A 20,288-nucleotide genomic window follows, 5' to 3' on the forward strand; every position below is an offset into this window, starting at 1 on the left:
CGGATACTGCCGCCCATGGACGAGGTCAATGTGGTGGTCGCCCACTCCGAGCGCGCGACCCTGCGCGTCGGCGACGTGTTCTTGAAGGTGGACGCCGATCAGGCGCGTATCGACGTCGAGGTCGAGGCGATGGCCCTGGCGCCGGTCCCGACCCCGGAGGTCCTGTGGCGCGAGCCGCCCGTGCTCGCGCTCGCCGCGGTCCGGGGCACGGCGCTCGGCCGCCTCGGTGAGCCGTCGCCCGCGTCCCCGGCGGCGTGGGCCGCGGCGGGCGCCGCCGTCCGGCGGCTGCACGACGCGCCGTTGCCGCCCTGGCCCGGCCAGCGCCGCCGCGACCCCGGCGAGTTGGCGGTGGAACTCGACGGCGAGTGCGAGGCGCTGGTGACCAGCGGCGTCCTGCCCGCCGCCCTGGTCACCCGCAACCGCCGGGTCGCCGAGGCCGCGCTCCGGGCGTGGACGCCGGTGTTCGCGCACGGCGACCTCCAGATCGATCACGTCTTCGTCGACGGCGCCGAGGTCACCGGCGTCATCGACTGGTCGGAGGCGGGCCGGGGCGACGCCCTCTTCGACCTCGCCACCTTGACCCTCGGACACGAGGAGCGCCTCGGCGACCTCCTCACCGGCTACGGCGCCGACGTCGACCTCGACGCCCTGCGCGCCTGGTGGTCCCTGCGCGCCCTCCTGGGCGTCCGCTGGCTGACCGAACACGGCTTCGACCCGTTCGCCCCGGGCTGCGAGGTCGACGTCCTGAAATCCCGCATGTAGCCCCGTACGCAGACCCGTACGCAGACCCGTACGCAGACCCCCGAGCCCCGACCCCCAGGCCGCGCCACAGCGCGGCGCGGTCGACCGACCGGGGCCGTACCCCGGAAGGCTATTCGGCGGCGGGACGCAGGGCGTGGACCAGGGGGCGGAGTCTGGTGGCGCGGAGGCGGTCGACGGCGGGGGCGGCGCGGGGGGCCAGGAGGGAGACGGGCCAGGCGACGAGGGCGCCGACGAGGAGGCCGACGACGACGTCGTGCGGGTAGTGGACGCCGATCCAGACGCGGGAGGCGGCCATGAGGAGGGCGAGGGGGACGGCGAGGCGCAGTCCCAGGCGCCGGTCGGCGAAGAGCAGGCCGACGGCGGCGGCCGCGGCGATGGCGGAGTGGTTGCTGGGGAAGGACCAGTCGCCGAGCGCCGGACACGTCTCGACCGTGACGGTGTGCAGCGTCTGACAGGGCCGCTGCTCGTCGAAGACCGCCTTGACCCCGTCGTTGACGAGGAAGGCGACCACGACGGTGAACGGCACGGCCAGCGCCGCCGCCATCGCGGCGGACCCGGCGGGGCGGGCCCGCCACCAGACGATCAGCATCAGGACGGCGAAGAGGCCGAGCCCGTAGTCGCTGAAGAAGCGGACGGTGTCGTCCACGGGCTGCGGGGTGCGCCCCGCGAGGTCGGTGATCCAGCGGTACAGGCCCGCGTCGAATTGCGAGGTCACGGGCGCTCCGGGTCAGAGGCGGCGGGGGTCGTCACGGCGGGGGCGGACGCGGCGGGTACGGGCTCGGCGTCGGCCGCCTTCGCGCCGTCGCGGCGGCTGCGCCGTACCTCCAGGACCAGCGGCGCCAGCGAGACGACCACGATCACCGCGACGATCGGCAGCAGGTACGTGTCCACGTGCGGGATCGACGAGCCGAGCCCGTAGCCGCCGAGCACCAGGCCGACGGTCCAGACGGCGCCGCCCGCGATCTGCCAGACGGTGAAGGTGCGGACCGGCACGTTCAGCGTCCCGGCGAGCGGGTTGAGCACCGTGCGCACGATGGGGATGAAGCGGGCCAGGACGACGGCCTTGGCGTGGCCGTACCGTTCGAGGAGTTCCGCGGCTCTGGCCGCGCCTTGGTGCAGCTTGGCGTTCTTCGTGCGGTTCAGCAGCGCGGGGCCGCCGCGCCGTCCGATCACGTAACCGGTCTGCGCCCCCAGCAGCGCCCCGGCCACGGCGGCGAGCAGCACCTGCCACAGCGAGAGATGCACCACATCGGAGGCGCCGGGCACGCACAGCAGCCCGGCGGTGAAGAGCAGCGAGTCGCCGGGCAGGAAGAAGCCGATGAGCAGGCCGGTTTCGGCGAACATGATGACCGCGATGCCGATGGCCCCGAAGGACGACAGCAGGGAGGTCGCGTCCAGGACGTTCACGGCCTGATCGAGCGCGGGCAGGGGCATGACGGTGGGGCCCTCCCATAATGGGTCCTGGGGTACCGCGCGGCACCCTCCCCGACTACAGTCGTGTAGTCGGTCTACAGAACTGTAGACGAACGAGCCGGAAGGGGCGATCCATGACGGAGGCCAACGCGTCGGCCCGGCGGCCTTCGGGTGAACTCGAGGCGAGCGTGCTGGCCGCGCTGTGGGCGGCCGACGGCCGCGCCCTGACCCCCGCCGACGTCCAGCGCGACCTGGGCACCGCCCTCGCGCGCACCACCGTCACCACGATCCTCGCGCGCCTCTACGAGAAGGGGTCCGTCAGCCGCACCCGTTCGGGGCGCGGCTACGCGTACCTGCCGGTCCAGGACTCGCCGGGCCTGGCCGCCCGCCGCATGCGCACCGAGCTGGACAAGTCCGGTGAGGACGACCGCGGTACGGTCCTGGCCCGCTTCGTCTCCCAGCTCGACCCGGACGACGAACGGCTGCTGCGCGAGCTGCTGGTCCAGGCGGAGGACGACGGGCCGTCCCCGGCCCCCGGCCCCGCCGGTCCCGCCCCGGAGGGCCGCCGCCCGTGAACCTCGCCGTCTGGGCGCCGCTGCTGCTCCCGCTGCTCGCCGTGCCCGCCGCGCGGCGGCTGGCGGACGCGCTGCCGCCGCGCGCCGCGGCCTGGCTGCTCGCCGGGTCCGCCGTCGCGCTCGCCGCGTGCAGCACCACCGCGCTGCTGCTGCTCGCCGGGGCGGGCGCCCTGCGGCTCCCGCCGGTCGCCGCCTTCGCGCACTTCGTGCTGCCGGTGGTCGGCGACCAGGTGACGGTGGCCGCCGCGTGCGTCGCCGCCGTGCTGCTGGCCGCCGTCGTCACGGCGCTGGTCCGCACCTCGCGCCGCCACCTCGTGCTCGCCGCGCGGGCCCGCAGGCGCGCCGTCGCGGCCGGTACGGCGGCCGGTGACCTCACCGTCCTCCAGGACCCCGGCCCCGACGCGTACGCGCTGCCCGGACGGCCCGGCCGGATCGTCGTCACCACCGGCATGCTGCGCGCCCTCGGTCCCGCCGAGCGCGAGGCGCTGCTCGCCCACGAGCGGGCCCACCTCGCCGGGCGCCACCACCTCTTCCTCGCCGCCTTCGCCCTCGCCTCCTCCTGCCACCCCGCCCTGCGCGGCCTGCGCGGGCCGCTGTCCTACGCCCTCGAACGCTGGGCCGACGAGTCCGCCGCCCTCGCCGTCGGCGACCGCCGCCTCGCCGCCCGCGCCATCGGGCGCGCCGCCCTGGCCTCCCGGCCCGGCGTCCGGCCGCACGCCGCGCTCCCGGCCGCCACCGGGCCCGTGCCGCGCCGCGTCGCCGCCCTCCTGGCCCACCCCCCGACCACCCCCCACCTCCGCGCCCGCGCCCCCCGCGCCATAGCCCTCGTCCTGGCCTCCTGCCTCGCCCTGTCCGCCGCCAGCGCCCTCCAGGCGGCCCACGACCTCCACGGCTCCATCGAGGTCGCCCAGGGCGAACGCTGACCCCGTCGCCCGTCGCCCGTCGCCCGTCGCCCGAGGCCCCCGGCCCCGGGAGGGGGGCCGATGTCGCGCGGCGCCGGCGCGCGGTGACCCATGCCTTCCGCGTTCACGCGAACGGCACCCCGGCCGGAGGAGCGCGGCCGGGGTGCCGTACCGGGATCGCGGGCGGTGCCGCTGTCCGGTCAGGGTGTGCCGAGGGTCAGGAGACCAGGGCCTGCCAGGTGTTCGGGCCGACGATCCCGTCGGCGGTGAGGCCGTGGGCGGACTGGAAGGAGCGGACGGCGGTGTTGGTGCCCGCGCCGAAGGCACCGTCCACCGCCAGGGACGAACCGTGCGCGTTGAGCTGGCTCTGCGCGGCCTGGACCGCGGCGCCCGACGAGCCCTGCTGCACGGTGACGATCAGGGCCTGCCAGGTGTTGGGGCCGACGATCCCGTCGGCGGTGAGGCCGTGGGCGGACTGGAAGGAGCGGACGGCGGTGTTGGTGCCCGCGCCGAAGGCACCGTCCACCGTCAGGGACGAACCGTGGGCGTTGAGCAGGTACTGGACCGTCTTGACCCGCTCGCCGCTCGCGCCCTGCTGGACGGTCGGCCAGCTCGTGGTCGGCGGCGGGTTGTAGCCGCTGCCCTTGGCGAAGTTCTGGAGGTCGGTGAGGGTGCCGTTGAAGGTGTCCTGGTCACCGGGGAAGGTGCCGGAGTCGGCGTACTGCCAGATCGTCTGGGCCGACCAGCCGGCCGGCAGCGTGCCGGGGCCGCTGCTGTAACGGGCCACCCACAGCGGGTTGGTGGCGCCGAAACCGCTGTTGTTGCCGGTGCACGCCGTCCACCAGTCGGTGGTGGTGTAGATCGTCGGGTAGCGCCCGGTCCTGGTGCGCACCTCGTTGCTGAAGTCCCGGATCCAGCTCACCATCGCGCTCTGGCTCAGCCCGTAGCAGGTGGCCCCGTACGGGTTGTACTCGATGTCGAGGGCGGGCGGCAGCGTCCTGCCGTCGGCGCTCCAGCCGCCTCCGTGGCCGACGAACCAGTCGGCCTGCGCCGTACCGCTCGAATTGTTCGGCAGCGCGAAGTGGTAGGCGCCGCGGACCAGCCCGGCGTTGTAGGAGCCGCTGTACTGCTGGGAGAAGTTCGGGCTCGTGTACGTGGTGCCTTCGGTGGCCTTGACGTAGGCGAAGGCGGCGCCCTTGCTCTTGACGGACGCCCAGTCGACGTTGCCCTGGTAACCGCTGACGTCGAGACCGGCCGGGCCCGTGCCGACGGCCGCCCGCGCCGCGGCCGACAGCGTTCCCGCGCCCGGGCTCCCGAGCCCCGATCCGGCGTGGTCCTGATCCGGGTGCGTCATACGGGTCGGGGTGCCGCGGCCGTCGTCGGCGGCGGTCGACGCGGAGGCGGTGCCGGGCAGGACCAGCAGGGTCACGGCGGCGGCCAGCAGCCCGGCCGCGCACGCCGTCTTCCGGCCCGAGCCCGTACCGCGGGTGGCTGGCCTGAACCGCGAGGGGGTGGTTGCGGACATGATGCTCCCAGGGGTGTGTGGAGGGGGACACGCTCTGACGCGCTGAGCCGGGGGTGTAGCGGTGCGGTCGTCGGCGGTGGGAGTCGGGGTGCGGGTGCCGGGACTGTGAGCGGCCGGTGAGCCCGGTCCGGGCGGCGTCACCAGAACACGGACAGCACATCAACTCCTCTGCGCGCAGGCTGTGTCGACGCGCGTCAACCTAAGGGACAAATTGACATGGCCGCAACACGTTCCGGCTCTCGGGGCCCGTGCGGGGGACCGCGTACGCGCTCGGCCAGCGGGGGCCGGCGAGCGGCGCGCGCCGCGTCGGCGACCATGGATCCGTGGACGAGTTCGAGCGGGCGTATGCGGCGGCGGTGGCCTCCGGCGCGGGGGCCACGGCGGAGGAAGCCGCCGTGGACGCGGCGGCGTCGGTGCTGGCCGCCGCGGGTGAGCGGTGGGAGGGCGCGGCCGGGAAACTGGCCGGGCGGGTGGTGCGGGAGTGCGGGGCGCGCGGGTGGGAGCTTCGGGACCTCGTACGGATGGCGGGGCGGGAACTCGACGCGCGGCACGAGCGGTTGGCGCGGGCCGCGGGGGACGGCGAGGAACCCTTCCTCGCGGAGTTCGCCCGCAGCGAGCGGCTCGACCGCTTCAGCGCGGCGACGGCCCTCGTGGAACTGCTCTGCCTGTACGGGCGGCTGCCGCGCATCACCCCCCTGACGCCGGGCCCCGCGTCGGCGCCCCCGGCCACCGGCCCGCACTCCAAGATGCTCGCCCGCATCCGGGCGCTGCTGGCGAAGGCCGAGTCCACCGGCTTCCCCGAGGAGGCCGAGGCGCTGTCGGCGAAGGCCCAGCACCTGATGGCCAGGCACAGCATCGACGAGGCGCTGGTCGCGGCCACGGGAGCGCCCGGGGCGCCGGGCCGGGGCCCCGGCGCGTGCCGGATCGGGGTGGACCGCCCGTACGAGGGCGCGAAGGCCCTGCTGCTGGACGCCGTCGCGGCGGCGAACCGCTGCCAGGCGGTCTGGGCGGCCGACTTCGGCTTCTCGACGGTGGTCGGTTTCGCGACCGACCTGGAGGCCGTCGAACTCCTCTACACCTCGCTGCTCGTCCAGGCCGACCACGCCCTGCGCGGCGGCACCTCGCGCTCGCGCGACTTCCGCGAGTCCTTCCTGATCGGTTACGCGGGCCGCGTCCGCGAACGCCTGGCCGCCGCCACCCGGGAGGCCCAGGCCGAGACCGCCACCCCGCCCGCCGACCTGCTGCCCGTCCTCGCCGCCCGCGAGGTCGACGTACGCGACGCGACCCGCCGCATGTTCCCGTCCACCACCACCTCGCGGCTCAAGGGCCGCGACGCCGAGGGCTGGCGCCACGGCGAGGCGGCGGCCGACCGCGCCCGCTTCTGAACCCCGGCCCCACCGCTCGTCCGAGGAGAGCCCGCGCCCGGCCCCCACGGTCGCGCCCCCGTGGACGCCCTCTCACCGCCGGTGACCGCGTCCGCTCCCCGTCCGCTCACTGATCGGCGGTGTTCAGCCGACCGGGCCTGTCGTCGCGCGCGGCCCCGCTCGCTGATCGGCGGTGTTCAGCCGACGGGGCCTGTCGCCGCGCGCGGCCCCACTGCCGGTTCGAGGAGCGACAACGTCCGCCGTCGCGCGTCGAGGCCGACGCGAATGCCGACCGGCATCGGCAGATTCGGACCGGCGTGCCCGAACTCGACGTTGCCCAGGACCGGGATGTCACGGTCGCCGAGGACGTCGAGGACCAGCTCGGGCAGGGTCGGGGACGCGCCGGGCTCAAGTCCGCCGATCCCGCCCGGAACGCCCACGACCATGCCGGAGATCCGGTCGAGGACGCCGGAGTGCCGCAGCACATGCAGATAGCTCCACACGTGCGAGGCCAGGCCGCCCGTCTCCTCCCAGAACAGCACCGCGCCGTCGAACCGTTCGAGCGGCAGCGCGAACCGCGTCGCCTGCGCCAGCACGACGCGGTTGATCACCCCTCCGATCAGACGGCCTTCGGCACGGCCGGGACGCCAGCACTCCCACGACGGGCTCGCGGGCAGCGCGCCGATCGCCTCGGTACAGGTCAGCAGCCTGGAGTAGAGCTTCTCGAGTTCCGCCTGGCGCGCAGCGGGCGCGGACCGCCAGTGCCCGCCGAAGCCGGGGACGGCCATGTCGGCGTGGAACCCGACCAGGCCCGTGCGTGCGTGGAGCACCAGATGCAGCAGCGAGATGTCGCTGTAGCCGAGGATCGGCTTGGGGTCGGCCCTGATCGCCTCGACGTCGATCAGGTCGAGGTAGCCGAGCGCCGTCTGGCCGCCGTCACTCGCGACGATCGCGCGCACCTCGGGATCACGCAGAAGGCCGTTGAGCTCTGCGGCGATCTCCGCCGGTGCGGCCGCGCTCCACCAATGGCTTCGGCCCGCTTCGAGCAGCGGAGCCCGGCGCACGCGGAATCCCATCCGTTCGAGCACCGCCACCGTCCGCTCGACATGGGGCTCGTGCGCGGCGGACAGCGGACCGGACAGCGCCGCGAGGACCACGAGATCCCCGGGCCCCAGCGCGCGCGGTCGCAGCGGGTGAGGCGGTGCGGAACCGGTCATGGCGTCAGTCTCGCCGCTGCCCCTGGAGGCGGTCACGCGATTTACGCCGGTCGTCCGCCCGAGGCGGCCACTGCTCGGCGCGGTCGACACCGGGCGCCGCTCAGGACGACCGGCCGGGGCGGCGCGGGGCCACCGCGTACGCCACCGCGCCGACCGCCGTCACGCCGAGACCGGCCAGCACCGAGGCCGGGGGGAGGCTCGCGGCCAGCACCGCGCAGCCGGTCAGGCCGACGACGGGAACGGCCGGGTGCGGCCGGCGCTCGTCCGCGCCCAGCCGCAGGGCGCTGGCGTTGGCGACGGCGTAGTAGACGAGGACGCCGAAGGACGAGAAGCCGATCGCCCCGGTCAGATCGGTGGTCGCGGTGAGCGCCACGACCAGGGCGCCGACCGCCGCCTCCGCCCTGACCGGGGTCCCGTGGCGCGGATGGACGGCGGCGAGCGCGTACGGGAAGTGCCGGTCGCGTGCCATCGCCAGGGTGGTACGGGAGACGCCGAGGATCAGCGCCAGCAGGGAGCCGAGGGCGGCCATGGCCGCGCCGACGCGGACCACCGGGGCCAGACCCGGCACCCCGGCCGTACGGACGGCGTCGGTGAGGGGCGCGGCCGAGCGGGCCAGGGCGTCGGGCCCGAGAACGGTCAGCAGGGCGACGGCGACGGCCGCGTAGACCACGAGGGTCACGCCGAGCGCCAGCGGGATCGCGCGGGGGACGGTCCGCGCCGGGTCCTTCACCTCCTCGCCGAGCGTGGCGATCCTGGCGTACCCCGCGAAGGCGAAGAAGAGCAGACCGGCGGCCTGGAGCACGCCGTGCGGGCCGGAGGCGGCACCGTCCCACGCCAGCCGTCCCGCGTCGGCCCGCGTACTGGTCAGGCACGCGGTGACCGCCGCCGCGAGGACCGCGAGGGTCACCGCCACGATCAGCCGGGTCAGCCAGGCGGCCTTCCGTACGCCCAGGCAGTTCACGGCCGTCAGGGCCACCACGGCCGCGACCGCCACCGCGCGGCGGTGCTCGGGCCACGCGTACGCCCCCACCGTCAGCGCCATCGCCGCGCACGAGGCCGTCTTGCCCGCCACGAAGCTCCACCCGGCCAGGTAGCCCCAGAGGGGGCCGAGCCGCTCCGTGCCGTACACATACGTCCCGCCGGAGCGCGGGTGGCGGGCCGCCAGACGCGCCGAGGACGTCGCGTTGCAGTACGCCACGACGGCAGCGACCGCCAGGGCCGCGAGGAGCGCGGTGCCCGCGGCGCGGGCCGCGGGAGCGAACGCCGCGAAGACCCCGGCGCCGATCATCGCCCCGAGGCCGATCACCACGGCGTCCCCCACACCGAGGCGCCGCCTCAACTCTCCCGCCGCCGCACCCGTCACGCCCGCATGCTCCCAGTCCCCTGGCGCCCCCCGCGATCCCCGCCGACCACATTTCCGCCCCCGGCCACGCCGTGTTCACCTCCGGCGGCCGCGGCGGCGGGAGCCGCGAGGACCCGCGCCGGTCAGTGGTGAGCGACGGGCCCGGCTGCTGCAACTGGCGGGAGGTCGGGGGGCGTCCTGGGGGGAGGGGGCGGGTGGGAACACCGGGGGGTGGCATGGGCCGACGGGTGCCGGACGGGGTGGCGGACTGGCTGCGGGGGAGGGACCCGGCGCCGGGCGGGCCGAGGACGACGGGGCCGAAACCGTGGCTGCGGGCCGACGTACCGGGAGCGTGTCCCGTACCGGACAGAGAGCGCGCCTGGACCGAGCGGTGGCTGCGGTGGTGCGCCGAGGAGTTCGGGCCCGCGACCGCGCACCGCGAGATCGCGCTGCCGGGCTTCGTCCCCGCGGACTTCAGCGGTACGCGGGAGCGGGTCGAGCCGCTGGTGCGGCGGATCGGCGCGGTGATGGGCGCGGACGTCTCCGGCGTCCGTGTGCTGCTGGTGGACTCCCCGGAGCGGGTCCCGGGCAAGAGGCACCAGGTCGCTGAATACCGCAAGGTGCTCGGCCGGGCGGTGATCGAACTGGACCGCGGTGTGGCCGCGCGGCCCGACGCGTTCGCGGGGCTCGTCGCCCACGAGCTGGCGCACGCCCGGCTGGTCGGCGAGCGGCGGGTGGCCGGGCTGGGCATCTCCCGCGCGGAGGAGGAGCGCCTCACCGACCTGGTGACCGTCCACCTCGGCATGGGCGTCCTGACGGCCAACGCCGCGGACGACTACGTGAAGGCGGCCGGGTACTCGGTGGTGCCGGTCGGCGATCTCACCGACCGGATGCTCACCGGCCGCGGGGACGAGCCCTGGTACCGGATGGGGTACCTGAGCCCGGCGGAGTACGGCTACGCCCTCGCCTGCTGGAGCACGGCGCGCGGCGAGACCGACCCGCCCTGGGCCCGGCGGCTGAGGGCGAGCGTGCGGGACGCCTTCGTACGGGGCCTGGCGTACCGGGCCGCGCGCTGAAGGCGCGTCCTGGGAGGGCACCCGCCGTGGGGGGAGGGTGCCCTCGGACGGCCCTGGGTGTAGGGACCCGGAGGGTTGTCGACGCGGGTGACGGGGGGCTGGTGGTCAATACGCCTAGACCGTCAGGGGGTCGAGGACCATGGGGCGGACCCGGCCCTCGATCATGGCGCCGAGGCCCTGGACGGCGACGGTGTCGGGGCGGGGGGCGATGTGGACGGGCATGCCGGTGGCCTGGCCGAGCATGAGGTCGAGGCCGGGCATGAGGGCGCTGCCGCCGGCCAGCATGATGCCCCGGTCGGCGAGGTCGGCGACCAGGTCGGGCGGGCAGGCGCGCAGCACGGTGGTGATGGCGTCGAGCACGGAGGTGAGCGGGGTGCGCATCGCGTGGCGCACGCCCTCGGTCTCGACGAGGACGGAGCGGGCGAGGCCGCTGACGACGTCGCGGCCGTGGACCTCGGTGGTGACCGTCCCGCCGGTGCCGGGGGAGCCGAGCATCTGGTGCAGCGGCCGTACCGACTGGCTGGGCAGCATCAACTCGTGGTGGTTGCGCAGGTGCTGCACGACCGCGCGGTCGATGGCGTCACCGCCGACCGGCACCGTCTCCGCGGCCACGATGGACCCCAGCGACAGGACGGCGACCTGCGTCGTACCGGCGCCGCACACCACGATCATCGTGGCCTCGGGGTGCTCGACGGGCAGCCCGCAGCCGACCGCCGCGGCGATCAGCGTGTCCACCAGCTCGACCTTGCGCGCGCCGAGCCCGTACAGCGTCTCGATGGCCGCGCGCCGCGCGATCGGCTCGCTGCCGTGCGGCATGCACACCGCGGCGCGCAGCACCGGCATGCGCCGCCACCGCTTGCCGAGCTTGTCGCCGAGCACGTGCTTGAGCATGCGCCGCGCCATCTCGATGTCGACGACCGCGCCACCCGCGACCGGCCTGGCCACCCGGATGTGCCCGGGGGTGCGCCCGGCCATCTGCTCGGCGCGTTCGCCGACCGCGATCAGCGCGCCGGTGCGTACGTCGACCGCGGCCACGCTCGGCTCGTCGGCGACGACGCCGACGTTGCGGACGTAGACGCGGGTACGGGCGGCGCCGATGTCGACGGCGACCGTGCAGCGGCGGAGCTGTTCCAGTGTGGGGCTCGTGTACGTCACAGCCGGCCCCCGGCGCCCGGGGCGGAGGTGCCGTGCCGCCCGCCGTGCGAGCCGCCGTGCGACCCGTGACCGTGCCCGGCCGGTTCGTACGTGGCCAGCGCCCAGATGATGAAGACATCGATGGCGATCATGACCACGGCCCAGACCGGCTGGTACGGCAGGAACATGAAGTTCGCCACCAGGTTGAGCCCGGCGATCAGGATGCCGCCCCAGCGCGCCCAGGCGGAACCGGCCAGCAGGCCGAAGCCGACGAGGACGGCGACCACGCCGAGCGCCAGGTGGATCCAGCCCCAGGACGTGACGTCGAACTTGTAGACGTAGTCCCGCGTGGAGACGTACACCGAGTTCTTCCTGATGCCGACGATCCCCTCCAGGATCGCCAGCGCGCCGCCGAACACCAGCATCATCCCGGCGAAGACGGTGCCGCCGGCGGCCCACGCGGACTCGCGGGGCGTGGGCGGCGGGGGTGTGTACCCCGGCGGGGGCGGCGGGGTGGGCGTCTCCTGGCTCATACGGGCTCCCGAGAGTGCGTCAGCGTCCACGGCGGGGCCGAATGCGGCTATGACCCGCCTTAATGACAAAAGGATCTGACGCCCTGTCGGATACGGCGACCGGTGATACGCCGAACGGGGGCGGGGCCGCGCCGAGCGGGTGACACCGTACGGCCGACCGGGGCGGTGCCGCAGCGCCCGTCGCGGGCCCGCACCCCTGACGGGGCGCACCCCGTGCGGCGGGCGCTACCCGGCGGAGCCGTCCGTGTCCTCCAGACGGAACCCCACCTTCAGCCCCACCTGGTAGTGCTCGACCTCGCCGTCCACGATGTGCCCGCGGACCTCGGTGATCTGGAACCAGTCGAGACCGCGCAGCGTTTGCGCGGCCCGCTTGACGCCGTTCCTGACGGCGGCGTCCACGCCTTCGTGCGAGGTGCCGACGATCTCGGTGACCCGATAGGTGTGCTCGGCCATGACGGACCTTTCCTTCGGAGGTCCCTCCACCGTGCCGCAGACGGGCGCGGCCCGCATCACCGCGGGACGCATCCGTCCCGTTCCGTCCCGGACGGCTCCGCCGGGGCATCCCCTTCACCCCGAATCGGGCATATTATCCTCAAGTGGACGATGTGCGGATTGTGACCCCTTGGCCCACCGCCATGATGCGCTGGGTCCCGGCCGCCATGATCGTCGGCGGACTGGTCTTCGACCTCGTCACGCCCAATCCCTACACCGGCGACACGATGCTGGCCGGAGCCTGTGTACTGGCCGGCGCGATCCAGTCCGCCCGCATCGCGGTCCTCACCTGTCTGGCGTCGCTGGTGGGCGTCTTCGTGCTCACCGTCCACGGCGGCATCATCCGCGAGGGCGTCGGCGTGGCCGAGATCCTGAACGTGGTGCTCTCCGCCGTCATCGGCCTCGCCGTCAACCGGGCGCTGACCCGTTCGGGGCGGCGGCTCGCCACCGTGCGGGACGTCGCCGAGTCGGCCCAGCGCGCCCTGCTGCCCGACCCGCCGCCCCGGATCGGCCCGCTGGCCATAGCCGCCCGGTACGAGGCCGCCCAGAGCGGGGCGCGGATCGGCGGTGATGTCTACGCGGCCGAGCAGACCCGCTACGGCGTACGGCTGCTGATCGGGGACGTGCGCGGCAAGGGGATGGGCGCGGTCGCCAGCGTCGCGGTGCTGCTCGGCGCCTTCCGCGAGGCGGCCGACGAGGAACCCGACCTGCCGGGCCTCGCGCGGCGCCTGGACCGGGCGCTGGACCGGGACCGGGAGCGGCGCGGCGGCGGCAGCGGCGAGGAGTACCTGGAGGGCTTCACCACCGGGCTGCTGGCCGAATTCGTCCACCGCCCCGAGGACCCCGAGGAGGTGTGCGACACCCTGCGGCTGCTCAACCGCGGCCACCCGCCGCCGTACCTGCTCGACGGCGGCACCGTACGTACCCTCGAAGCCGCCGCCCCCGACGTGCCGTTCGGCATGAGCGACCTCGGCGGTGTGCGCACGGTGCCCGAAGAGCTGGCCTTCCCGCCGGGCGCCACACTGCTGCTGGTCACCGACGGCGTGACCGAGACCCGCGACCGCGAAGGCGTCTTCTACGACCCCGAGATCCGGCTCTCCGGCCTCGGCCCGGTGACCGGCCCGCAGCACGCCATCGACATCCTGCTGCGGGACCTGGTCACCTGGACCGGCGGCGCGCCCGTCGCCGACGACCGCGCGGTGCTGGCGGTGAGCCTCAGCCAGCCGTGAGACCCCCGGACAGCTAGTGGTGGAAGGCGGTCGCCACGTTCTCCGGGCGGTTCAGCGGGTGCGGCTGGCGGCGCAGCTCCGGCAGCAGGCGGCCCAGGTCCTCCATCAGCAGGTCCGCCAGGTCCTCGGAGAAGCCGTTGCGGCAGACGATGCGCAGCACCGCGAGATCGGTGCGGTCGGCCGGATAGGTGTACGCCGGGACCAGCCAGCCGCGTTCGCGCAGCCGCCGCGACACGTCGAAGACGTCGTAGTTCTCCACCCCCGGCGCGGTGGTGAAGGCGAAGACCGGCAACTGGTCACCCGCGCTGACCAGCGTGAAGTCCTCCAGCTTCGCGATCCGCGCCGCCAGCGACATCGCCACGTCCCGGCTGGCCTGCTGCACCGCGCGGTAGCCGTCCCAGCCCAGCCGCAGGAAGGAGTAGTACTGCGCCACGACCTGCGCGCCCGGCCGCGAGAAGTTCAGCGCGAAAGTCGGCATGTCACCGCCGAGGTAGTTCACCCGGAAGACCAGCTCCTCCGGCAGCGCCTCGGTGTCCCGCCACAGGGCCCAGCCCACGCCCGGGTACACCAGGCCGTACTTGTGGCCCGAGGTGTTGATCGACGCCACCCGCGGCAGCCGGAAGTCCCACACCAGGTCCTCGTCGAGGAACGGCGCGATCATGGCGCCGGACGCGCCGTCGACATGCACCGGGATGTGCGTACCGGTCCGCTCCTCGTACGCGTCCAGCGCCGCGCAGATCTCCGCGACCGGCTCGTACGACCCGTCGAAGGTCGAGCCCAGCACGGCCACCACACCGATGGTGTTCTCGTCGCACAGGGCGAGCGCCGACTCCGCGTCCAGGTGCAGCCGGTCGCCCTCCATCGGCGCCAGCCGCGCCTCGACCTCCCAGAAGGCGCAGAACTTCTCCCAGCACACCTGCACGTTCGCGCCCATCACCAGATTGGGCCGCGCGGTCGCCGGATAGCCGGGCGTGCGCCGCATCCAGCGGCGCTTGAGGGCCATCCCCGCGAGCATGCACGCCTCGGACGAGCCGGTGGTCGAACAGCCCACCACCGAGCTGGGGTCCGGCGCGTTCCACAGGTCGGCGAGGATCGCCACGCAGCGGCGCTCCAGCTCCGCCGTACGCGGGTACTCGTCCTTGTCGATCATGTTCTTGTCGGCGCACTCCGCCATCAGCACACTGGCCTGCGGCTCCATCCACGTCGTGACGAACGTCGCCAGATTCAGCCGCGAATTGCCGTCCAGCATCAGCTCGTCGTGCACGATCTGGTACGCGGTGTGCGGCGGCATGGGTCCGTCCGCCAGCTTGTGCTTGGGCGGAGCCGTCATCCGGCCGTCGACCGGGTCCGCCTCACCGAAGAACGGGTTGACGGCGATGTTGCGGGCGGAGTCCGTGCCTTTGTGCAGTGACATGTCAGCCTTCCGTGGCGAGCCCGGCAGCGCGTGCGCGGGCGTCTTTCCCGACCCGCCCAGCCTGCACCCGCCCGCCGCCCCGCGCCCGCTCCCGCCCCGGAACTTCCCCCAGGAGACTGGGCCGGGCGTCCGGCTCAGGACTCGGTGAGCACGAGCCACTTCCTGCCGTCGATCAGCTCACGGACGGCGTCCAGGTGACCCGCGTGGCAGGCCGTCTCCACCGTGACGTGCAGGATCGCCTCGCGCAGGTCCCGAATGCCGCCGTCGGGCCCGAAGAGTTCGGTCGGCCACCAGGCCGGGGCGGCGCTCGGCGCCGTCGAGGTGATCACGGCGTCCGCGAGCGCCGTCTCCTGGCGGTAGAGGTCGAGCACGCCCTTGGCCGAAACCTCCGGGCCCACCTTCCAGGCGTCGTCGGGGCCGGTCAGCGCCGCGTCGATCACGGCCTTCTCCCCGACCACCACCCCGCGGAACCAGAAGCGCTCCACGTCCAGCGCGAGGTGCCGCACCAGCCCCGCGCAGCTCCACCCCGACGGCAGCACCGGCCGGTGCAGCGCCTCCTCGTCCAGCCCCTCCAGAATCCCCAGCACGTGACGCCGCTGGGCGTCCAGGTACGACAGCAGCATCGTGGTCTCGGGGTCCGGGGACGAGGTGTCCTGCATGGCATCCTCCTTGAGGTCGGCGACGCCCAGCATTCCACCGGGGTACGACAGGACCCCGGACCGGGCGCCGCCCCTCAGGTGCCCCGGACCCCATGCGCCCCGCGGGGGCGGCTACTCGCGGGCGAGGACCACGGCGGTGCCGTACGCGCAGACCTCGGTGCCGAGGTCCGCGGCGTCGGTGACGTCGAAGCGCATCATGAGGACGGCGTTGGCGCCGCGCGCCTTGGCCTGTTCGACGAGGCGCTCCATGGCCTGGTTACGGGTCTGCACCAGCGTCTTCGTCAGGCCCTTGAGTTCGCCGCCGATCATGGACTTCAGCCCGGCGCCGATCTGACTGCCCAGGTGCCGCGAGCGGACGGTGAGGCCGAAGACCTCACCGATGACCCGCTCGACCCGGAAGCCGGGCACGTCGTTCGTCGTGACGACAATGATCTCGGCGCCCTGCTCCTGGCCGCCGCCGTACTCTTCGATTCCCATATCGGCAGCCTGCCCCGCACCTCCCCGCTCCGCACCCGCGAATACGCCGACGCGGCTATTCCAGGCGGGGGGCCTGGACCGGGGCGGGACAGATGCGCTGGCCCTCGTGGTCGAAGACGTACAGGTGGGCGAGGTCCACCAGCAGGGGCACGCGGTCACCGCGGCGGACGCGGATGTCGGGGCCGGTGCGGACCACGAGGTCGCCGGTCTGGGTCTCGGGCGCGCCCAGGGGGCGGTCCATCACCGTCACCGGAGCGCGGCCGGGCGCGTGGTTCGGCCGCGGCGGGACGCCGCCGCCGTTGGAGCCGCCGTCCCGCGCCGGCACCGACGCCTGGATGCGCCGCGCGGCCTTCTGCGCGAGCTTGCCGAGGCTGGTGCCCGAGCCGTTCGCCGCGCGCCGGCTGCCCGAGCGGGACGGCGCCTGCGCGGGCCGCGGGGCCTCCAGCTCGGGGACGACGGCGGGCCGCGACCCGGTGTTGAGGTGCACCAGGGATTCGTGGCCCTGGTACTCCACGTGCTCGACGATCCCGCTCAGCACGACCTCGCCCGCGTGCGCCTGGCTCGGCTGCGCGATGCGTACGGCCTCCGAGCGCAGCCCGACGATGATGCGGCGCCCCTGCTGGATGCGGAGCATCTGGTGGTCGAGGCTGAGCGGTTCCGGCATGCCGAGCCGCTGGCGGCCGAAGTCGATCCACATGCCGCCGCCGAGCGGCGCCAGGACCGTCGCCTGGAGGAGATTGATCCGGGGCGTGCCGACGAAAGCGGCGACGAACACGTTCTCCGGCAGGTGATACGCCTCACGCGGCGTGCTGATCTGCTGGAGGACACCGCTGCGCATGATCGCGACGCGGTCGCCCAGCGACATGGCCTCGGCCTGGTCGTGCGTCACGTACACCGTCGTGACGCCCATGCCGTGGGTCAGCCGGGCGATCTCGGCGCGCAGGTGCGCGCGCAGCTTCGCGTCGAGGTTGGACAGCGGCTCGTCCATGAGGAAGACCGAGGGGTGCCGGGAGATCGCCCGGCCCATCGCGACCCGCTGCCGCTCGCCGCCGGAGAGCTGTCCGGGGTAGCGGTCCAGGATCTCCTCGATGCCGAGGATGCGGGCGGTCTCGTCGACCCGGGGCCCGTGCTCCTCACCGGGCATCTCGAAGCGCAGCGGGAAGCCGATGTTCTCCCGGCTGGTCATGCTGGGGTACAGCGCGAAGTTCTGGAACACCATCGCCATCCGGCGGTCGCCGGGTGCGAGGTCGTTGGAGTACTCCCCGTCGAGCAGCAGCTCGCCGGTGGTGATGTCCTCCAGACCCGCGATCATGCGCAGGACCGTGGACTTGCCGCAGCCGGACGGGCCGAGCAGCACCAGGAACTCTCCGGGTGCGATGTCGAGCGAGAACCGGTCCACAGCAGGCGACGGCTGCTTCGGGTAGTACTTGGAAACTTCGTGCAGTGCGATGGCGCGAGTCATAACGGGAGCCGCCAGGTGGTCGGACGCGGTGACGGGGCACGTGGGGGGAGAGATGCCAGACTTGCGAAACTTAGGGTGGTGCGTGGATGACGCTGCGGAGAAGGTAGTGCACCAACCGCAGGTTGCGGAACGTTTGTATCAACACTGGATTGATAGTTTTGGTCCGTGACGACCATCGCGCTCGGCCCGAGCTGGCTCGACCCGGACCATCTGATCAACACGTACGGCCTGTGGGGCGTACTGCTGATCGTGTTCGCCGAGTCCGGGCTCCTCATCGGCTTCTTCCTGCCCGGAGACTCACTGCTGTTCACGACCGGTCTGCTGGTGGCGACCGGCACGCTGCACCAGCCGCTCGCGCTGGTGGCCGCGCTGATCGCGGTGGCGGCGGTGCTCGGCGAACAGGCGGGATATCTGTTCGGCCGCAAGGTCGGACCCTCGCTGTTCCGCAGGCCCGACTCACGCTTGTTCAAGATGGAGAATATCGAGAAGGCACATGCCTTTTTCGAGCGCCACGGACCCAAGGCGATCGTGATGGCCTGCTTCGTGCCCATCGTACGAACGTTCACCCCAATCGTCGCAGGCGTCAGCCGAATGAACTACCGCACCTTTGTCACCTTCAACCTCATCGGCGCGACACTGTGGGGTGCGGGTGTCACCGTACTCGGATACTGGCTCGGCCAGATCGAATTCGTGCACAAGAACATCGAAGCGATGCTCGTCCTGGTCGTGCTGCTCTCGGTGGTGCCGATCGGCATCGAATACCTGCGGTCGCGCGGCAAGGCGAAAAAGGAGGCCGTGATTCCGGGGGCGGGCGCCGGTGCGGGCCCGGCGGCGGGCGGCCCCGAGCCGGTTCCGGCCGCGCCGCGCACCCCCGGCCGGCACCGCGCGCAAAAGCGCTGACCTGCGGGAACCGACGCCGTAACGGGGGAACGGGGGCGTCGGCGGGATTCCCGTGATTCACAGGATTCACAGAAACGCGGATTGCGGAAAGGAGAGCACGACCGGTGTCCGACGACGGAAAACCTGAGTCGGACGAGGTCCGCTCCGAATTCACACCCCCCACAGGCACCACATTCCCCCCGGTCGTCACGGGCAGCGCATTCGCCCCGCCCGGCGGAACGGCGGGAACAGCGGGAACAGCGGGAACGCCCGGAGCAACAGGAGCACCGGGAACAGCCGGAGCTTCCGGAACAACGGGTACGACGGGCCCGACAAGCCTCACCAGCACCACCGGGAGCATTCCGATGGTCGTCCTGCCGCCCACCGACGCGCGGTGGCAGGACCGGATGCGGGCCATGGTCCGCATCCCCGTCACCGAGCGCCCCGCACCCGAGACCCCCGCGGACCGCCAGGAAACCGCGCACCTGGTCCCCGTACCGCGCGTCCTCGACCTGACCCTGCGCATCGGCGAACTGCTGCTCGCGGGCGGCGAGGGCGCCGAGGACGTCGAGGCGGCGATGCTCGGCGTCAGCTACGCGTACGGACTGGCCCGCGTCGAGCCGAACGTCACCTTCACGCTGCTGGGCATCTCCTTCCAGCCCTCGCTCACCGACCCGCCGCTGACCATGAGCCGCACGGTGCGCCGCCGCGGCACCGACTACACCCGGCTCGCCGCGGTCTTCCAGCTCGTCGAGGAGATCACCGCGCACGAGGCGACGCTGGAGGACGCGTACCGCCGGCTCGCCGAGATCCGCCGCAACCGGCACCCGTACAGCTCCTGGGCGCTCACCGGCGCCGCCGGGCTGCTCGCGGGCGCGGCCAGCGTCCTGGTCGGCGGCGGCCCGGTCATCTTCGCCGCCGCCGCGCTGGCCGCGATGCTCGGCGACCGGCTCGCGTGGCTGCTCGCCGGGCGCGGGCTGCCGGAGTTCTACCAGTTCGCGGCGGCGGCGATGCCCGCCGCCGCGATGGGCGTCCTCATCGACCGGTACGCGCACTGGATCCCCGGCGCCAACGGCGTCCAGGCGTCGGCGGTGATCACCGGCGGGCTCTTCGCGCTGCTGCCGGGCCGCGCGCTGGTCGCCGCCGTCCAGGACGGCCTCACCGGCTTCTACATCACCGCCTCCGCCCGGCTGCTGGAGGTGATGTACCTCGTCGTCGGCATCGTCATCGGCGTCACCGTCATCCTCTACGCGGGCTTCACCACCCTCGGCGCCGACCTCAACCCCGACCAGGCGCTGCGCGCGTACGACCACCCGTGGGTGCAGCTGCTGGCCGCGATGGTGCTGACCCTCGCCTTCGCGGTGCTGCTCCAGTGCGAGCGCGGCGTCCTGCCGCTGGTCACCCTCAACGGCGGCATCGCCTGGACGGTCTACGGCGTCCTGCACCAGCAGGCGGGCGGCAACCAGGTCGCGGCCACCGCCGCCGCGGCCGGACTCGTCGGCCTCTTCGGCCAGTTGATGGCCCGCTACCGGTACGTGTCCGTGCTGCCGTACGTCACCGCCGCCATCGGCCCGCTGCTGCCCGGATCCGCCACGTACTTCGGGCTGCTCGCCCTCACCAACAACCACTCCGACCAGGCGTTCACCCTGCTCACCCGGGCCGCCGCCCTCGCCCTGGCCATCGCCATCGGCGTCAACCTCGGCGGCGAGCTGGCCCGCCTGGTCCTCAAGCCGCCGGGCCCCGCCGCCCCGCGCGGCGCGGCCAAACGCACCCGCGGCTTCTGACCCCGCTCGGGCACGGAAACGCCGGGCGGCCGACACGTCGCTGATGACG

At 73.8% G+C, this 20,288-nt stretch carries 20 protein-coding genes and 2 pseudogenes; 8 read left to right on the forward strand and 14 right to left on the reverse strand.

Annotated features, from left to right (window positions below):
- Positions 1-15 precede the first annotated feature (15 nt).
- Positions 16-762: a phosphotransferase gene (locus ABZX65_RS08970; protein WP_355336399.1), complete on the forward strand. Its 747-nt coding sequence runs from the start codon at positions 16-18 to the stop codon at positions 760-762.
- A gap of 109 nt (positions 763-871) precedes the next feature.
- Here the strand turns inward: ABZX65_RS08970 and ABZX65_RS08975 are convergent, their stop codons facing one another.
- The gene (locus ABZX65_RS08975; protein ID WP_355336400.1) at positions 872-1,477 is read right to left on the reverse strand and encodes a phosphatase PAP2 family protein; all 606 of its coding nucleotides are present in this window, start codon (positions 1,475-1,477) and stop codon (positions 872-874) included.
- Positions 1,474-2,196 (reverse strand): DedA family protein, encoded by a 723-nt coding sequence (locus ABZX65_RS08980; protein WP_355336401.1) that lies wholly within the window; start codon positions 2,194-2,196, stop codon positions 1,474-1,476. Before ABZX65_RS08980 ends, ABZX65_RS08975 begins: the two co-directional genes overlap by 4 nt.
- Positions 2,197-2,309: 113 nt before the next feature.
- On the opposite strand from ABZX65_RS08980, the gene ABZX65_RS08985 reads away from it, so the two are divergent.
- Together ABZX65_RS08985 and ABZX65_RS08990 are read left to right on the forward strand one after the other, a co-directional pair.
- Positions 2,310-2,750, forward strand: a complete 441-nt coding sequence (locus tag ABZX65_RS08985) for a BlaI/MecI/CopY family transcriptional regulator (RefSeq protein ID WP_355336402.1) — start codon at positions 2,310-2,312, stop codon at positions 2,748-2,750.
- Positions 2,747-3,673: a M56 family metallopeptidase gene (locus ABZX65_RS08990; RefSeq protein ID WP_355336403.1), complete on the forward strand. Its 927-nt coding sequence runs from the start codon at positions 2,747-2,749 to the stop codon at positions 3,671-3,673. The genes ABZX65_RS08985 and ABZX65_RS08990 overlap by 4 nt, the downstream gene beginning before the upstream one ends.
- A gap of 196 nt (positions 3,674-3,869) precedes the next feature.
- On the opposite strand, the gene ABZX65_RS08995 is transcribed toward ABZX65_RS08990, so the two are convergent.
- From ABZX65_RS08995 to ABZX65_RS09005, 3 genes and pseudogenes are all read right to left on the reverse strand, one after another.
- Positions 3,870-4,061 carry a peptidoglycan-binding domain-containing protein gene (locus ABZX65_RS08995; RefSeq protein WP_355336444.1) on the reverse strand — a complete coding sequence of 64 codons (192 nt, stop codon included), beginning with the start codon at positions 4,059-4,061 and terminating at the stop codon, positions 3,870-3,872.
- A 21-nt stretch (positions 4,062-4,082) separates the two neighbouring features.
- Positions 4,083-4,226, reverse strand: a pseudogene (locus tag ABZX65_RS09000) (peptidoglycan-binding domain-containing protein); the annotation flags it as partial.
- Positions 4,227-4,325: 99 nt separating this feature from the next.
- Positions 4,326-5,177 (reverse strand): annotated as a pseudogene (locus ABZX65_RS09005) (lysozyme); the annotation flags it as partial.
- A gap of 323 nt (positions 5,178-5,500) precedes the next feature.
- Here ABZX65_RS09005 and ABZX65_RS09010 point away from each other — a divergent pair.
- Positions 5,501-6,562 (forward strand): DUF2786 domain-containing protein, encoded by a 1,062-nt coding sequence (locus ABZX65_RS09010; RefSeq protein WP_355336404.1) that lies wholly within the window; start codon positions 5,501-5,503, stop codon positions 6,560-6,562.
- 176 nt (positions 6,563-6,738) lie between these two features.
- On the opposite strand, the gene ABZX65_RS09015 is transcribed toward ABZX65_RS09010, so the two are convergent.
- Entirely contained in the window at positions 6,739-7,758 is a 1,020-nt protein-coding gene (locus tag ABZX65_RS09015) for an LD-carboxypeptidase (RefSeq protein ID WP_355336405.1), read from the reverse strand.
- A 100-nt stretch (positions 7,759-7,858) separates the two neighbouring features.
- Entirely contained in the window at positions 7,859-9,121 is a 1,263-nt protein-coding gene (locus ABZX65_RS09020; RefSeq protein ID WP_355336406.1) for an APC family permease, read from the reverse strand.
- A 215-nt stretch (positions 9,122-9,336) separates the two neighbouring features.
- Between ABZX65_RS09020 and ABZX65_RS09025 the strand changes: the two genes are divergently transcribed.
- Positions 9,337-10,176, forward strand: coding sequence for a hypothetical protein (locus ABZX65_RS09025; RefSeq protein WP_355336407.1), 840 nt, complete (start codon positions 9,337-9,339; stop codon positions 10,174-10,176).
- Positions 10,177-10,290: 114 nt separating this feature from the next.
- On the opposite strand, the gene ABZX65_RS09030 is transcribed toward ABZX65_RS09025, so the two are convergent.
- From ABZX65_RS09030 to ABZX65_RS09040, 3 genes are all read right to left on the reverse strand, one after another.
- Positions 10,291-11,331 (reverse strand): rod shape-determining protein, encoded by a 1,041-nt coding sequence (locus ABZX65_RS09030; protein ID WP_355336408.1) that lies wholly within the window; start codon positions 11,329-11,331, stop codon positions 10,291-10,293.
- Positions 11,328-11,843 carry a hypothetical protein gene (locus tag ABZX65_RS09035; protein ID WP_355336409.1) on the reverse strand — a complete coding sequence of 172 codons (516 nt, stop codon included), beginning with the start codon at positions 11,841-11,843 and terminating at the stop codon, positions 11,328-11,330. The genes ABZX65_RS09030 and ABZX65_RS09035 overlap by 4 nt, the downstream gene beginning before the upstream one ends.
- A gap of 225 nt (positions 11,844-12,068) precedes the next feature.
- Positions 12,069-12,296, reverse strand: a complete 228-nt coding sequence (locus tag ABZX65_RS09040; RefSeq protein ID WP_355336410.1) for a dodecin — start codon at positions 12,294-12,296, stop codon at positions 12,069-12,071.
- 161 nt (positions 12,297-12,457) lie between these two features.
- Here ABZX65_RS09040 and ABZX65_RS09045 point away from each other — a divergent pair, with 161 nt between their 5' ends.
- Complete coding sequence (locus tag ABZX65_RS09045) at positions 12,458-13,564, forward strand: PP2C family protein-serine/threonine phosphatase (protein ID WP_355336411.1); 1,107 nt, start codon at positions 12,458-12,460, stop codon at positions 13,562-13,564.
- 13 nt (positions 13,565-13,577) lie between these two features.
- On the opposite strand, the gene ABZX65_RS09050 is transcribed toward ABZX65_RS09045, so the two are convergent.
- The 4 genes from ABZX65_RS09050 to ABZX65_RS09065 all read right to left on the reverse strand — a co-directional run bounded on the left by ABZX65_RS09050 (position 13,578) and on the right by ABZX65_RS09065 (position 17,576).
- Complete coding sequence (locus ABZX65_RS09050) at positions 13,578-14,978, reverse strand: glutamate decarboxylase (protein WP_355336412.1); 1,401 nt, start codon at positions 14,976-14,978, stop codon at positions 13,578-13,580.
- Between the two features lie 134 nt (positions 14,979-15,112).
- Entirely contained in the window at positions 15,113-15,637 is a 525-nt protein-coding gene (locus tag ABZX65_RS09055) for a DinB family protein (RefSeq protein ID WP_355336413.1), read from the reverse strand.
- 111 nt (positions 15,638-15,748) lie between these two features.
- Complete coding sequence (locus ABZX65_RS09060) at positions 15,749-16,114, reverse strand: YbjQ family protein (RefSeq protein ID WP_355336414.1); 366 nt, start codon at positions 16,112-16,114, stop codon at positions 15,749-15,751.
- 55 nt (positions 16,115-16,169) lie between these two features.
- The gene (locus ABZX65_RS09065) at positions 16,170-17,576 is read right to left on the reverse strand and encodes an ABC transporter ATP-binding protein (protein ID WP_355336415.1); all 1,407 of its coding nucleotides are present in this window, start codon (positions 17,574-17,576) and stop codon (positions 16,170-16,172) included.
- A 165-nt stretch (positions 17,577-17,741) separates the two neighbouring features.
- On the opposite strand from ABZX65_RS09065, the gene ABZX65_RS09070 reads away from it, so the two are divergent.
- Together ABZX65_RS09070 and ABZX65_RS09075 are read left to right on the forward strand one after the other, a co-directional pair.
- Positions 17,742-18,476, forward strand: a complete 735-nt coding sequence (locus tag ABZX65_RS09070) for a VTT domain-containing protein (RefSeq protein WP_355336416.1) — start codon at positions 17,742-17,744, stop codon at positions 18,474-18,476.
- Positions 18,477-18,580: 104 nt separating this feature from the next.
- Entirely contained in the window at positions 18,581-20,239 is a 1,659-nt protein-coding gene (locus ABZX65_RS09075; protein ID WP_355336417.1) for a threonine/serine exporter family protein, read from the forward strand.
- Positions 20,240-20,288 lie beyond the last annotated feature (49 nt).

This window comes from Streptomyces sp. NPDC003300 (assembly GCF_040610915.1).
GTDB lineage: Bacteria > Actinomycetota > Actinomycetes > Streptomycetales > Streptomycetaceae > Actinacidiphila.